Below are 13180 nucleotides of genomic sequence, written 5' to 3' on the forward strand. Positions count from 1 at the left end.
GTCACGGCCGCTCCCCATCGGTCACCGGGGCGTCGACGCCCGTCGTCCGGGTGCTGAGCACGGGCGCCGCGTCGGCGAAGCCGCTGCGCAACCGGGCCGATTCGACCCGTTCGGCGGCCTGACGCAGATCCGTCGCGGTCCGGGCCGGCGGCCGGGTCTGCCGCGTCCGGGTGAGATAGCGGGTGGCCTCGTCGTCCAGCAGCACCGTCACCCGCTCCAGCAGGTCCTCGCGGGCCTTTCTGGCCAGCGTACGCACGGCCTGATCACCGAAGATCGCCTGAAGCACCGCCTGGCCGGCGAGGGTGGTGCCGGCCCCGGTGGCGACCTCCAGCCCGGTCGGGATGAAGGCGGTGGAGGCGAAGACAGCGATCATCACGGCCAGTCCGGTGGCGTTGACCGCGTACGCCGCCGTCCGTGCCACGAAGCGCCGGTCGCCACCTTCGGCCCGGACCAGCTCCAGCACGCCACGCTGCCAGTCGCGTACCAGCCGTTCGGCCCGCTGCGGCAGGTCGGCCGCGTGGTGCGCCAGGTCGGGTTCGAGCAGGGCCGCACCGGCCGGGTGCGCCTTCCATCCGGTGTACGCGTGCTCGGCCGCCTCGGCGGCCACCCCCCGCAGCAGGGTGACCAGTTGCGACTCGATCGCGTCCCGCAGCTCGACGGCGGGGACCGGGCGGCGGGAGAAGGCGGCCATGACGCGGTCCCGCAGCCGGCCGATTCGCGCCTCGAGGGTGCGGAAGAGGTCGCTGGTGCCGACGAACTCCTGCCAACGGGCGAGCACCTCGCCACGGAGCAGTCGACCGTCGCGCAGGCCCTGGTCGACGGTCCGGTTCGCGGCCCGGTAGGCCGCGCGTACCCGGTCGTCCAGCGCGTCAGCGGCGGTGACCTGCTCGTCGACGGCGAGGGCCAGGCTCTCGACGGTGGGTTGCAGCAGGGCCAGCGCGCCGCCGAGGGTCTGCCGGACCACCGCCGCGCGGGCCTCCGCGTCGGCGGCGAGCCGGGCGAACCAGTCGGCCAGCGGTGCGGTGCTGCGGCCCGGTAGCAGCCCCTGCCCGTCGATCCAGGTCTCCGTGAGCACGAACAGCGGCGCGGCGTCGAGGCCCTGCTCGGCGAGCATCTCGGCGAGATGGGCGGCCACCTCGTCGGTCGCCTCCGCGGGCACCCGGTTGAGCACCAGGGCGAGGACCGCACCCCTGGCCCGGGCGTTGTGCAGCAGCTCCCAGGGGACGGCGTCGGCGTACCGGGCGGCCGTGGTGACGAAGAGCCAGAGGTCGGCGGCGGCGAGCAGTTGGTTGGCCAGGGCCCGGTTGGCGTCGACCACCGAGTCGATGTCGGGGGCGTCCAGGAACGCCAGCCCCGGGGGCAGCGCCGGTGCGGTGACCAGGTGCAGGGTGCGGGGATCGTCGCTGGGCTGGTTGGTGCGGGTCAGCCCGGGCAGCAGCTCGCCCCGGCGGAACCAGGCCGAGTCGGCCGGGTTGCAGACCAGCACCGGCGACCGGGTGGTGGGTCGCAGCACGCCGGCAGCGCTGACCCGGGCCTGCACCAGGCTGTTGACCAGGGTCGACTTGCCGGCACCGGTGGATCCGCCGACCACCACGAGCAGCGGTGCGTCGAGGCGGGCCAGGCGGGGTAGCAGGTAGTCGTCGAGCTGGTCGGCGAGGGCGGCGACAGTGCGTGCGGCCAGCTCGGCCGAGGGCAGGGCCAGCGGGAACCGGGCCGCCCCGATCGCGGCGCGCAGGCTGGTCAGGGCGTCTGGCAGGGTGTCGTCCCCGGTGGGCGCGGGCCGGTCCTCGCCGGCGCCGGCGGACCCGGTGCGGGCTGCGACGGCGGGCGCGCCGGACGGTGAGGCGGGATCGCCGTGCGTCGTCACCGCTAAAGCGTGCCCGACCGACACAAGGTAAGACAACCGGTCGGTAGGACTGGTGAGTTGCGTCGATCCGACTCAACCTTGACTTGACGATTTCCGGGGGCGTGGCACTATTGAGTCAAGTTCACTCAACTTGAGGTGGGGTCGCTGCGGACGGCAGGTGCCGCGCAGCGGGACGGGAGGGCCCGTCACCTGCTCAACGTAACGAAGCGAGGAAGCGAAGATGGCACGTGCGGTCGGTATCGACCTCGGCACGACGAACTCCTGCGTCAGCGTTCTGGAGGGCGGTGAGCCCACCGTCATCGCCAACGCTGAGGGCTCGCGGACGACCCCGTCGATCGTCGCGTTCGCCCGTAACGGCGAGGTGCTCGTCGGTGAGGTCGCCAAGCGCCAGGCGGTGACGAACCCGGACCGGACGATCCGCTCGGTCAAGCGGGAGATCGGCACCAACTGGTCCGTCGACATCGACGGCAAGAAGTACACCCCGCAGGAGATCTCGGCCCGGACGCTGATGAAGCTCAAGCGGGACGCCGAGGCCTACCTGGGCGAGCAGATCACCGATGCGGTGATCACCGTCCCGGCCTACTTCAACGACGGCCAGCGTCAGGCCACCAAGGAGGCCGGTGAGATCGCCGGCTTCAACGTGCTGCGGATCGTGAACGAGCCGACCGCGGCAGCCCTGGCGTACGGGCTGGACAAGGGCTCCAAGGAGCAGACCGTCCTGGTCTTCGACCTCGGTGGCGGCACCTTCGACGTGTCGCTGCTGGAGTTGGCCGAGGGCGTCATCGAGGTCAAGTCGACGAGTGGTGACAACCTCCTCGGCGGCGACGACTGGGACCAGCGGATCATCGACCACCTGGTGAAGACCTTCCGGGGCGAGCACGGCATCGACCTGTCGCAGGACAAGATGGCGATGCAGCGGCTCAAGGAGGCCGCCGAGAAGGCCAAGATCGAGCTGTCCGCCGCCACCACCAGCAACATCAACCTGCCGTACATCACCGCCGGTGCCGCTGGCCCGCTGCACCTGGACGTGACGCTCAGCCGGGCCGAGTTCCAGCGGATGACGCAGGACCTGCTGGACCGCTGCAAGGGCCCGTTCGAGCAGGCCGTGAAGGACGCCGGGATCAAGGTCTCCGACGTCGAGCACGTGATCCTCGTCGGTGGCTCGACCCGGATGCCGGCCGTGACCGAGCTGGTCAAGCAGCTCACCGGCCGTGAGCCCAACAAGGGCGTCAACCCGGACGAGGTCGTCGCCGTGGGTGCCGCCCTGCAGGCCGGTGTGCTCAAGGGCGAGGTCAAGGACGTCCTGCTGCTCGACGTGACGCCGCTGAGCCTGGGCATCGAGACCAAGGGTGGCATCTTCACCAAGCTCATCGAGCGCAACACCACCATCCCGACCAAGCGCTCCGAGGTGTTCACCACCGCCGACGACAACCAGCCGTCGGTGCTGATCCAGGTCTTCCAGGGCGAGCGTGAGATCGCCGCGTACAACAAGAAGCTCGGCACCTTCGAGCTGACCGGCCTCCCGCCGGCCCCGCGCGGCGTGCCGCAGATCGAGGTCACCTTCGACATCGACGCCAACGGCATCGTCAACGTCCACGCCAAGGACCTGGGCACCGGCAAGGAACAGAAGATGACGATCACCGGCGGTTCCTCGCTGCCGAAGGACGACATCGAGCGGATGCGCCGGGACGCCGAGGAGCACGCGGAGGAGGACAAGCGCCGCCGCGAGGAGGCCGAGACCCGCAACGTGGCCGAGGCTCTGCAGTGGCAGACCGAGAAGTTCCTCGCCGAGAACGGTGACAAGCTCCCCGCCGAGAACCGCGAGAAGCTCAACGAGGCCCTCGGCGAGCTGCGTGGCGCTCTCGGTGGCAGTGACATCGAGAAGATCAAGTCGGCGCACGAGCGGCTCGCGCAGGTCTCCCAGGAGGCGGGTTCGCTGCTCTACGCCCAGCAGGCCGAGCAGGCCCAGCCGGGTGGCGAGGCCGGCACCGGCGCGACCGGTGGCGCCGACGCGACCGGTGGCGCGCAGGCCGGCGGCGCACGGCCCGGTGCGGACGACGTGGTCGACGCGGAGATCGTGGACGAGGACAAGAAGTGACGGTCCTGGCCACCCGAGCGCACGGGCAGAGGGATGAGGTAGTCGTATGACGGAGAAGCCACGAGCCGCCGACCCGGGTGACACCGGGTCGGCGCCGGGTGGCTCGGCGTCCGAGCCGGCCACCGGCGACGCGCCGCGGGTCGTCATCCGCAACAACCGCAAGATCAGTGAAATCCGTGAGCCCGACGGCACGGCGGCCGACGCCGGACCGGACGTGCCGGCGGAAGGTCTGGTCGAAGAGGCCGAGGTCGTGGTCGACTCGATCGAGGTCGAGGCGAGCGCGCTGAGCGACGCGTCCACCGAGGGGCCACCGGTTGTGGACGCGCCGGCACAGCCGGTCGGAGAACCGTCCGAGCCCGCTTCCGGCGGGCTGGGTGCCGAGCTGGAGGCGCTCCGCGCCGAGCTGGACGAACGCACCCGCGACGTGCAGCGGGTGTCGGCCGAGTACGCCAACTACCGCAAGCGGGTCGAGCGCGACCGTGGCCTGGTCACCGAGCAGGCGACCGGGTCCGTGCTCGCCGCGCTGCTGCCGATCCTGGACGATCTCGACCGCGCTCGGGAGCACGGCGACCTGGTCGGCCCCTTCGGTTCGGTGGCCGAGCAGCTCGTCACCGCGCTCGGCAAGTTCGGGCTGACCCCGTTCGGCGAGCAGGGCGACCCGTTCGACCCGACGCGGCACGAGGCGGTGGCCCACCAGACCTCGGCCGACGTCACCGAGCCGACCTGCGTACAGGTGATGCGCCGGGGCTACCAGGTCGGTGAGCGACTGCTGCGGCCCGCGCTGGTCGCGGTCGCCGACCCGGAATAGTGCGCGACGGTGACCCGGCCGCCCCGCCCGCCGACACCCGGTGGGCGGGGCGGACCGGGCCCGGCGGTGGGGAGGAGGTGTACGGGTGAGTTCGAAGGACTGGATCGAGAAGGACTACTACGCGGTCCTGGGCGTGGCCAAGGCCGCGCCGGCTGATGAGATCAAGAAGGCGTACCGCAAGCTGGCCCGCGAGTCGCACCCGGACCACAACCCCGGCGACGCCAAGGCCGAGGAACGCTTCAAAGCGGTGTCCGAGGCGTACGCGGTGCTCGGCGACGACGCCAAGCGCCGCGAGTACGACGAGATGCGCTCGCTCTTCGGCTCGGGCGCGTTCCGGCGTGGTGCCCGCCAGGGCGGCCAGCCGGGCGGTGCGCCGTTCGACGTCTCCGACCTGTTCGGTGGCGCGCAGCCGGGTGGCGGCCGGTTCGCCGGTGGCAACATCTCCGACCTGTTCAGCTCGATCTTCTCCGGTGGTGGCGGGGGTGCGGGCGCGCCAGGCCCGGCCCGGGGCCGGGACATCGAGACCGAAGTGGCGCTCGACTTCGACGACGCGGTACGCGGCGTGACCCTGCCGCTGACCCTGCGCGCACCCGGTGTCTGCGACACCTGCCACGGCAACGGCGCCAAGCCCGGCACCGTGCCACGCACCTGCCCGGTCTGCCACGGCGCCGGGGTCACCAACCGGAACCAGGGCGCGTTCAGCTTCTCCGAGCCCTGCCGCAACTGCCAGGGCGTGGGCACGGTGGTGGACGAGAAGTGCCCGGAGTGCCAGGGCACCGGCGGGGTCACCAAGACCCGTACGCTCAACGTCCGCTTTCCTGCCGGGGTGGCCGACGGCCAGCGGATCAGGCTGGCCGGCCGGGGCGAGCCGGGTGAGCGCGGCGGCCCGGCGGGTGATCTGTTCGTGCACGTGAAGGTCCGGCCGGACGAGGTGTTCGGGCGCACCGGCGACGACCTCACGCTCACCGTGCCGATCACGTTCGCGGAGGCCGTGCTCGGCACCGATCTGCGGGTACCGACGCTCGACGGTCCGGTGACCCTGCGGGTGCCACCGGGTACGCCGAGCGGTCGCATCCTGCGTGCCCGGGGCAAGGGTGTCAGCCGCCGGGACGGTCAGGCCGGCGACCTGCTGGTCACCCTCGACGTGGTGGTGCCGGCGCGGATCTCGGACGAGGCACGGGCCGCTCTGGAGACGTTCGCCGAGCAGACCCCGCCGGCGGCCCGGGAACATCTCGACGCGCGGGTGCGTCGGTTCGGTTGATCGGTGAAGCGGTGCGGAGGTGAGCGGGATGGACGGGTTCGTCGGCTCGGATGACCCGGCATACGAGGCCAAGGTGCTGATGATCTCGGTCGCGGCGCGGATGGCGGGGATGCACCCGCAGACGCTGCGCCAGTACGACCGGCTCGGCCTGGTGCAGGCCGGCCGGGCGGCCGGTGGTGGTCGGCGGTACAGCGTCCGGGACGTGGTGCTGCTGCGCGAGGTGCAGCGGCTCAGCCAGGACGACGGCGTCAACCTCGCCGGGATCAAGCGGATCATCGGGCTGGAGCGACTGCTGGAGCAGGCGCAGCAGCGGGTCGCCCAGCTGGAGGCCGAACTCGACGCCGCGTACCGCCGGATGGCCGAGCTGGAGTCGCTGGCCCGCTTCCCCGGCCGGGATCTCGTACCCACCAACCAGACCTCGACCGCTCTGGTGGTCTGGCGTCCCCGACGCAGCCCCGGGCGCTGACGCCCGCCATCGCCGAAAGGGTGTGGCTCCGCCAGGCGGAGCCACACCCTTTCGGCGTCTCCGCGGCGCTGCGTCGCTCGTGTTTCCGCAAACCCGAGCGCCGGACGGGTTGTCCCGACTAGCCTTCCAAATAACGTCTAAACCAACTCAATCCGGACTCCGATCTGGCGGGGGGAGCCATGACGGAAGCGGCGAGGAAGGTGGCCGAGCAGACGGAGCAACGCCTCGACGACCTGGCTGAGGACGTCCAGCGCCGGTTCGACCGGATCACCAAGGGACGCGTCTCCGACCAGGTCCAGGCGGGCAGGTTCAGCGGGCGGGGCGATCGGGTCGCCGCCGACCGCGGTCAGGTCGGCCGTGGTGCCGGCCAGGTGCGCAGTGACCAGCACCGTCGTGAGCGGGGCGGGTCGCGCTGACGATCCGCCGGCGTGCGGGCCGGGAGCCACGGGGGGTCCCGGCCCGTTCGGCACGTTCAGAGCCGGCGATTCTCCCGGACCAGCCCGCCCTCGCACCACTCCCGGTACACGAAGAGCTCCGGCCGGGTCAGCAGTACCCGGCTGTTGTGCGCCCAGGTACGCATCAACTCGTCGCCGTTGCGCTCGGCCTGGTCGACGAGCTTCCGGAAGCGACGCTTCGGGTGCGCCCGGAAGTTCGTCCGGATCCCGTCGGCGGCGTAGATGTAGAGGCAGTGCAGCGCGAACCGACGCGCCGGACAGCGGGTGTCCATGGCGAGTTCGAACAGCGTCATCACCAGCCGGTCACCGGAGACCAGCAGGTCCCAGTCCGGCGGCATCGACGTCAACGGGACCGAGTCGGGTTGGTAGGCCCACGCTCGCAACTCCGCCGGGCTCGGATCGACGGGGTTGGCGAAGCCGTGGAACGCTGACTCCTGCACGCTCACCGGCCAACCTTCCGCTTCCGCCCGCGGGGACGTGCGCCCACCGGGAACCTGGCTGCTGGGGCGACACGTTAACGCGGTACCGGTGAGTACCGGTAGACCCTGCGGGAAGCAATTCGGCATCTGTTGGTCGACGGGGGTCGTCCGGACGGTCTCACCGGCCGGTGAGCGGTCACGCCCGGTCGGCCACCGGTGCCCGTTGCGCCCGTTGGGCCCGGGCCCGGGCCCGCAGCCACTGCTTGAACCAACCCAGATCCGGCAACCGGGCGAGCATCGGCCCGGTCACCACCGTGATCAGTACGTACGCCGTGGCGAGCGCCGCCAGCTGCGGATCGACGCCGCCGGCGGCCACCGCCAGCCCGGCGATGACGATGGAGAACTCGCCCCGGGGTACGAGTGCCAACCCGGCCCGCCAGCGTCCGGGCTCGGCGATCCCGGCCCGCCGGGCCGCCAGGTAGCCGGTCAACGTCTTCGTGCCCATCGTCACGAACGCGAGCAGCAGCGCCGGCAGCAGCACCGGCGGGATGCCCCGAGGATCGGTGACCAGGCCGAAGAAGACGAAGAACACGGCGGCGAACAGGTCCCGCAGCGGAGTGAGCAGTTCGGTGGCGTGGTGGGCGACCGGGCCGGACAGCGCGATGCCGACCAGGAACGCGCCGACCGCCGCCGAGACCTGGAGCTTCGCCGCGATCCCGGCCACCAGGAGGGTCAGCCCGAGCACACCGAGCAGCAGCGCCTCGGCGTCGTTGGCCGACATGAATCTGGAGATCTGCTTGCCGTACCGGACGGCGACCACGAGCACCGCGATGACGGTCACCACCGCGATGCCCAGACCGACGCCGCCCTTCGCCACGCCCACGCCGGCCAGCAGGGCGGTCACCAGGGGCAGGTAGAACGCCATCGCCAGATCCTCGATCACCAGCACCGAGAGGACCACGGGTGTCTCTCGGTTACCGAGCCGGCCCAGGTCGGCGAGGATCTTGGCGATCACCCCCGAGGACGAGATCCAGGTGATCCCGGCGAGCACCACCGCGGACACCCAGCCCCAACCGAGCAGCAGCGCGAAGGCCGCCCCCGGCAAGGCGTTGAGCAGGGCGTCGATCAGCCCGGCGGGCGCGGATGCCCGCAGGTTGCCGACGAGTTCGGTGGCCGAGTACTCCAGGCCGAGCATCACCAGCAGCAGGATCACGCCGATTTCCGCGCCGACGGCGAAGAATTCCTCGCTGGCGTTGAGTTCCACGATGCCGCCGTGGCCGAAGGCGAGTCCGGCGAGCAGGTACAGCGGGATCGGTGACAGGCCGATCCGGCGGCTGAGCCGCCCGAGCAGACCGAGCAGGAACAGCAGGGCACCGACTTCGACAAGCAGGGTCGTGGTCTCGTGCATCCGCGCCTCAGCCGTCCGGATCGCCGTCGGCGAGGATGGCCGTCACGGCGTCGAGGCCGTGCCGGGTCCCGACGACGACCACCACGTCGCCCGCGGCGAACCGGAACGATGGAGCCGGTGAGACGTTCACCTCGCCGTTGCGCAGCACGGCCACGATCGAGGCACCGGTGCGGGTCCGGGCCTTGGTGTCCCCCAACGGCCGGTTGACGTACAGCGAGGAGGCCGGAATGGCGATCTGCTCGGTGAGCAGCCCGGCGGCCTGCTCGCGTAGCCCGGAGAGTTGGCCGAGCATGAGCGACGCGCCGAGAATGTCGGCCAGCGCCTCCGCCTCGTCATCGGTGAGCGGGATGTCCGCCGCGCTGGCGTCCGGGTCGTCCGGGTCGTACAGGACAAGGTCCCGACGGCCATTGCGATGGGAGACCACGCCCAGGCGACGGCCGGACTCCGTCACCAGTTCGTGGCGGACACCGATCCCCGGTAAGGCAGTCTGTTCGACACGTACTCGCACCCCGGCAACGCTACCGGCACGCCGCCGGACGTACGGGGCCGGCGCAGCGGGTACGACATCCGCGCCGGCCGCCTGACGGCTCAGACGAGCTCGGTGAGCCGGCAGGTCAGCGGGGGCCGGTCGACGCGGCTCACGGTCACCGCGACCAGGCAGCCCCGCTCGGGGTCGAGGACGATCCGCAGCGTCCGGCGGTCCGGCAGAGCGAAGCCGTGGTACGGCGACGGTTCGTTTCCCAGCGGGCTGGCGTCGATGTGGACCAGGCCGGTGGCGTCCGGCTCGGTCACCGCCGACACCACGACCCGGGACAGCAGGTCCACCGGGCGGAGCATCTCCACCAACCAGGCGTCCACGACCGCCGGCCACGAGTAGAAGTACCGGGGGTCGTCCCGCGAGTCCTCCTCCGGCACCGGGGAGCTGAGCTGCTCGCCGTCGCCGCTCACCTGCACCAGGTGCCGGCCGTCGCAGCGGCGGTGCACCTCGCCGTCGGCGTCGCTGACGGTGTACGACCAGCGCAGCAGGCCGGAAGCGGCCAGCCGGTGTTCGGACAGGTGCTGGACGGTGCCGTCCGGACCGGTCGTGCCGACGGTCGCGGTCGCCGACGCCACCGCGTCCCGGGTCACCAGGGACAGCCATCTCGTCACGTCGATCTGCATGCCCTCCCTCCACCCCTGATCGAATCGGAAGGCCTCCTCGGCGAGGGTCGATCGATGGAGTGACGTGCGACAAGTGATACAGCTCACACCGCTCAGGTTGAGTGGAATAGACTCAACTCTGGTTCTGTCGGTACCAGTGGACACACCGATCCAGGGGAGCCCATGAACACCGAACGCCTCACCACCAAGAGCCGCGAGACCATCACCGGCGCCGTCGCCCTGGCGAACCAGCGGGGGCACGCCACCGTCGAACCGTGGCACCTGCTGCTGTCGCTGCTGGACACCGAGGGCTCGACCGCTGCCGGCCTGCTGCGCGCCGTCGGGGCCGACCCGACCGAGCTGCGCCGCACCACCCAGCGCTCCGTCGACGGGCTGCCCGCCGCCCGCGGGTCCAGCATCGCCGAGCCGACATTGGCCCGCGAGTTCGTCAACGCCATCGGTGCCGCCGAGCAGATTGCCCGCCCCCTGGGCGACGAATACACCTCCACCGAGCACCTGCTCGCCGGGCTGGCCCGGGTCGGCGGGGCCGTGTCCGCCGCGCTCAAGACCGCCGGTGCCACCGAGGAGAGCCTGGTCGCCGCCTTCCCGACGGTACGCGGCGGTGATCGTCGGGTGACCACCGCCGACCCGGAGCAGACCTACCAGGCGCTGACCAAGTACGGCGTGGACCTGACCGCCAGCGCCCGGGACGGCAAGATCGATCCGGTGATCGGGCGGGACTCCGAGATCCGTCGGGTGATCCAGGTGCTGTCCCGGCGCACCAAGAACAACCCGGTGCTGATCGGCGAGCCCGGCGTGGGTAAGACCGCCATCGTCGAGGGCCTGGCCCAGCGGATCGTGGCCGGTGACGTGCCGGAGTCGCTGCGGGACAAGAAGCTGGTCTCGCTCGACCTCGGCGCGATGGTGGCCGGCGCGTCGTACCGGGGGCAGTTCGAGGAGCGGTTGAAGTCCGTCCTGGAGGAGATCAAGAACTCCGACGGGCAGGTCATCACCTTCCTCGACGAGCTGCACACCGTCGTCGGCGCCGGTAAGGGCGAGGGCTCGATGGACGCCGGCAACATGCTCAAGCCGATGCTGGCCCGCGGTGAGCTGCGCATGGTCGGCGCGACCACACTCGACGAGTACCGCGAGCACATCGAGAAGGACCCGGCCCTGGAGCGGCGCTTCCAGCCGGTGCTGGTCGGTGAGCCCACCGTCGAGGACACCATCGGCATCCTGCGCGGGCTCAAGGAGCGCTACGAGGTGCACCACGGCGTACGCATCACCGACGCCGCGCTGGTCGCCGCCGCCGCCCTCTCCGACCGGTACATCACCGACCGGTTCCTGCCGGACAAGGCGATCGACCTGGTCGACGAGTCCGCCTCCCGGCTCCGGATGGAGATCGACTCCCGGCCGGTCGAGGTGGACGAGATCGAGCGCGCGGTGCGCCGGCTGGAGATCGAGGAGATGGCGCTGGCCAAGGAGCCGGACGCCGCCTCCGCCGAGCGACTGGAGCGGCTACGCAAGGAGCTGGCCGACAAGCGTGAGCAGCTCACCGCCCTGTCCGAGCGGTGGCAGTTGGAGAAGAGCCACATCACCAAGCTCTCCACCGCCAAGGAGGAGCTGGAACGGCTCGGCGGCGAGGCGGAACGGGCCGAGCGCGACGGCGAACTGGAACGCGCCGCCGAGCTGCGGTACGGCCGGATCCCGGCGCTCCAGGCCGACCTGGCCACCGCCGAGGAGGAACTGGCCCGGCTGCAGTCCGCCGGCGCGATGCTCAAGGAGGAGGTCGGCGCGGACGACATCGCCGCCGTGGTCGCCTCCTGGACCGGCATCCCCGCCGGCCGGCTGCTGGAGGGTGAGACCGCCAAGCTGCTGCGGATGGAGGAGTCGCTGCGCGGACGCGTGGTCGGCCAGTCCGAGGCGGTCGCCGCGGTCTCGGACGCCGTCCGACGCGCGCGGGCCGGAGTCGCCGATCCGGACCGCCCGACCGGCAGTTTCCTCTTCCTCGGCCCGACCGGTGTCGGCAAGACCGAGCTGGCCAAGGCGCTGGCCGAGTTCCTCTTCGACGACGAGCGGGCGATGGTCCGCATCGACATGAGCGAGTACGGCGAGAAGCACTCGGTGGCCCGCCTGGTCGGCGCACCGCCCGGCTACATCGGTTACGAGGAGGGCGGCCAGCTCACCGAGGCGGTGCGCCGCCGGCCGTATTCGGTGGTCCTGCTCGACGAGGTGGAGAAGGCCCACCCGGACGTCTTCGACATCCTGCTCCAGGTGCTCGACGACGGCCGGCTCACCGACGGCCAGGGGCGTACGGTCGACTTCCGCAACGCCATCCTGATCCTCACCTCGAACCTGGGTTCGGCGGTCATCAGCGACCTGACGCTGGCCGAGGAACAGCGCCGCGAGGGCGTCCTGGCCACGGTCCGGTCACACTTCAAGCCGGAGTTTCTCAACCGGCTCGACGACATCGTGGTCTTCGCCGCCCTGCACGGCGACGACCTGCGGGCCATCGTGGACATCCAACTGGCGCGGCTGAGCCGGCGTCTCGCGGACCGCCGGTTGACGTTGGACGTCACCGAGGACGCGCGTGGGTGGCTCGCCGAGCACGGGTACGACCCGATCTACGGCGCCCGCCCGCTTCGCCGGCTGGTCCAGTCGGCGATCGGCGACCAACTCGCCAGGGCGCTGCTCGCCGGCGAGGTCCGCGACGGCGACACGGTGCGGGTCGACCTGCGGGACAGCAAGGACGGTCTGTCGGTCACCTCCAGCTGAACCCGTCGCGCCGGGCCCGCCTCCGACGAGCGGAGGCGGGCTTCCGGGGCGAGGATGGAGAGATGTTCGGGATGCGCCGCAAGAAGGAGTCGGAGCTGGCGAGAGCCGTCGCGGAACTCGGTCACGCCAACACGTTGGCGTTCGGTCGGGTCGGGATCGCGGGCACGTTGCTGCCCGAGACCGAGGCGTACCAGCGCGTCGCGGCGGCCGTGACCGACCGACCGGAGGAGGTACGCGACCTGCTCGACCGGCTGCTGACCGGCGGCGCCCCCGCGGGTCGCGTGTACGCCGCCACCCTGCTGGAGCGGCTCGACCCGGCGGCCGGGCAGGCGGCCTGGACGGCGCTGCGCGGCGACGCCGCGGAGCTGAGCACCATGACCGGCTGCGTGATGGGAAGCACCACGGTGGGCGCGTACGCCGTCGAGCGGCTCGCCGCCACCTGATCCGACCGCCGTTCGGATTCAGCCGAACGGAGCTGCCGGA

At 71.5% G+C, this 13180-nt stretch carries 12 protein-coding genes; 7 read left to right on the top strand and 5 right to left on the bottom strand.

Features of this window, described 5'->3' with window-relative positions; genetic code table 11:
* Nucleotide 1 precedes the first annotated feature (1 nt).
* Entirely contained in the window at nt 2–1867 is a 1866-nt protein-coding gene (locus O7597_RS12265) for a GTPase domain-containing protein (protein WP_269740450.1), read from the bottom strand.
* A 220-nt stretch (nt 1868–2087) separates the two neighbouring features.
* On the opposite strand from O7597_RS12265, the gene dnaK reads away from it, so the two are divergent.
* The 5 genes from dnaK to O7597_RS12290 all read left to right on the top strand — a co-directional run bounded on the left by dnaK (nt 2088) and on the right by O7597_RS12290 (nt 6916).
* Entirely contained in the window at nt 2088–3965 is a 1878-nt protein-coding gene (gene dnaK / locus O7597_RS12270; protein WP_269740449.1) for a molecular chaperone DnaK, read from the top strand.
* Between the two features lie 46 nt (nt 3966–4011).
* Complete coding sequence (gene grpE / locus O7597_RS12275; protein ID WP_281582759.1) at nt 4012–4773, top strand: nucleotide exchange factor GrpE; 762 nt, start codon at nt 4012–4014, stop codon at nt 4771–4773.
* 85 nt (nt 4774–4858) lie between these two features.
* Nucleotides 4859–6034, top strand: a complete 1176-nt coding sequence (dnaJ, locus tag O7597_RS12280; RefSeq protein ID WP_281582760.1) for a molecular chaperone DnaJ — start codon at nt 4859–4861, stop codon at nt 6032–6034.
* A 28-nt stretch (nt 6035–6062) separates the two neighbouring features.
* A complete protein-coding gene (locus tag O7597_RS12285; protein WP_164446726.1) occupies nt 6063–6500 on the top strand; it encodes a MerR family transcriptional regulator in 438 nt (145 codons plus the stop codon).
* Between the two features lie 179 nt (nt 6501–6679).
* Nucleotides 6680–6916: a hypothetical protein gene (locus O7597_RS12290; RefSeq protein ID WP_269740445.1), complete on the top strand. Its 237-nt coding sequence runs from the start codon at nt 6680–6682 to the stop codon at nt 6914–6916.
* A gap of 56 nt (nt 6917–6972) precedes the next feature.
* On the opposite strand, the gene O7597_RS12295 is transcribed toward O7597_RS12290, so the two are convergent.
* The 4 genes from O7597_RS12295 to O7597_RS12310 form a co-directional block, all read right to left on the bottom strand.
* Entirely contained in the window at nt 6973–7401 is a 429-nt protein-coding gene (locus O7597_RS12295; RefSeq protein ID WP_281582761.1) for a hypothetical protein, read from the bottom strand.
* A gap of 169 nt (nt 7402–7570) precedes the next feature.
* Nucleotides 7571–8782, bottom strand: a complete 1212-nt coding sequence (locus O7597_RS12300) for a cation:proton antiporter (RefSeq protein WP_281582762.1) — start codon at nt 8780–8782, stop codon at nt 7571–7573.
* A gap of 7 nt (nt 8783–8789) precedes the next feature.
* On the bottom strand, nt 8790–9290 hold the full coding sequence (locus O7597_RS12305; RefSeq protein ID WP_281582763.1) for a cation:proton antiporter regulatory subunit: 501 nt from the start codon (nt 9288–9290) through the stop codon (nt 8790–8792).
* 80 nt (nt 9291–9370) lie between these two features.
* A complete protein-coding gene (locus tag O7597_RS12310; protein WP_281582764.1) occupies nt 9371–9943 on the bottom strand; it encodes a hypothetical protein in 573 nt (190 codons plus the stop codon).
* Between the two features lie 162 nt (nt 9944–10105).
* Here O7597_RS12310 and clpB point away from each other — a divergent pair, with 162 nt between their 5' ends.
* Together clpB and O7597_RS12320 are read left to right on the top strand one after the other, a co-directional pair.
* Nucleotides 10106–12697: an ATP-dependent chaperone ClpB gene (clpB, locus tag O7597_RS12315; RefSeq protein ID WP_281582765.1), complete on the top strand. Its 2592-nt coding sequence runs from the start codon at nt 10106–10108 to the stop codon at nt 12695–12697.
* Nucleotides 12698–12759: 62 nt separating this feature from the next.
* Nucleotides 12760–13140, top strand: a complete 381-nt coding sequence (locus tag O7597_RS12320; RefSeq protein ID WP_281582766.1) for a hypothetical protein — start codon at nt 12760–12762, stop codon at nt 13138–13140.
* Nucleotides 13141–13180 lie beyond the last annotated feature (40 nt).

The organism is Verrucosispora sp. WMMC514 (assembly GCF_027497295.1).
GTDB lineage: Bacteria > Actinomycetota > Actinomycetes > Mycobacteriales > Micromonosporaceae > Micromonospora > Micromonospora palythoicola.

Excerpts from the sequence above, each read along its gene's own strand:
- dnaK (WP_269740449.1), top strand. The coding sequence starts at position 2,088 with ATGGCACGTGCGGTCGGTATCGACCTCGGCACGACGAACTCCTGCGTC.
- grpE (WP_281582759.1), top strand. The coding sequence starts at position 4,012 with ATGACGGAGAAGCCACGAGCCGCCGACCCGGGTGACACCGGGTCGGCG.
- O7597_RS12285 (WP_164446726.1), top strand. The coding sequence starts at position 6,063 with ATGGACGGGTTCGTCGGCTCGGATGACCCGGCATACGAGGCCAAGGTG.
- O7597_RS12290 (WP_269740445.1), top strand. The coding sequence starts at position 6,680 with ATGACGGAAGCGGCGAGGAAGGTGGCCGAGCAGACGGAGCAACGCCTC.
- O7597_RS12300 (WP_281582762.1), bottom strand. The coding sequence starts at position 8,782 with ATGCACGAGACCACGACCCTGCTTGTCGAAGTCGGTGCCCTGCTGTTC.
- O7597_RS12310 (WP_281582764.1), bottom strand. The coding sequence starts at position 9,943 with ATGCAGATCGACGTGACGAGATGGCTGTCCCTGGTGACCCGGGACGCG.
- clpB (WP_281582765.1), top strand. The coding sequence starts at position 10,106 with ATGAACACCGAACGCCTCACCACCAAGAGCCGCGAGACCATCACCGGC.
- O7597_RS12320 (WP_281582766.1), top strand. The coding sequence starts at position 12,760 with ATGTTCGGGATGCGCCGCAAGAAGGAGTCGGAGCTGGCGAGAGCCGTC.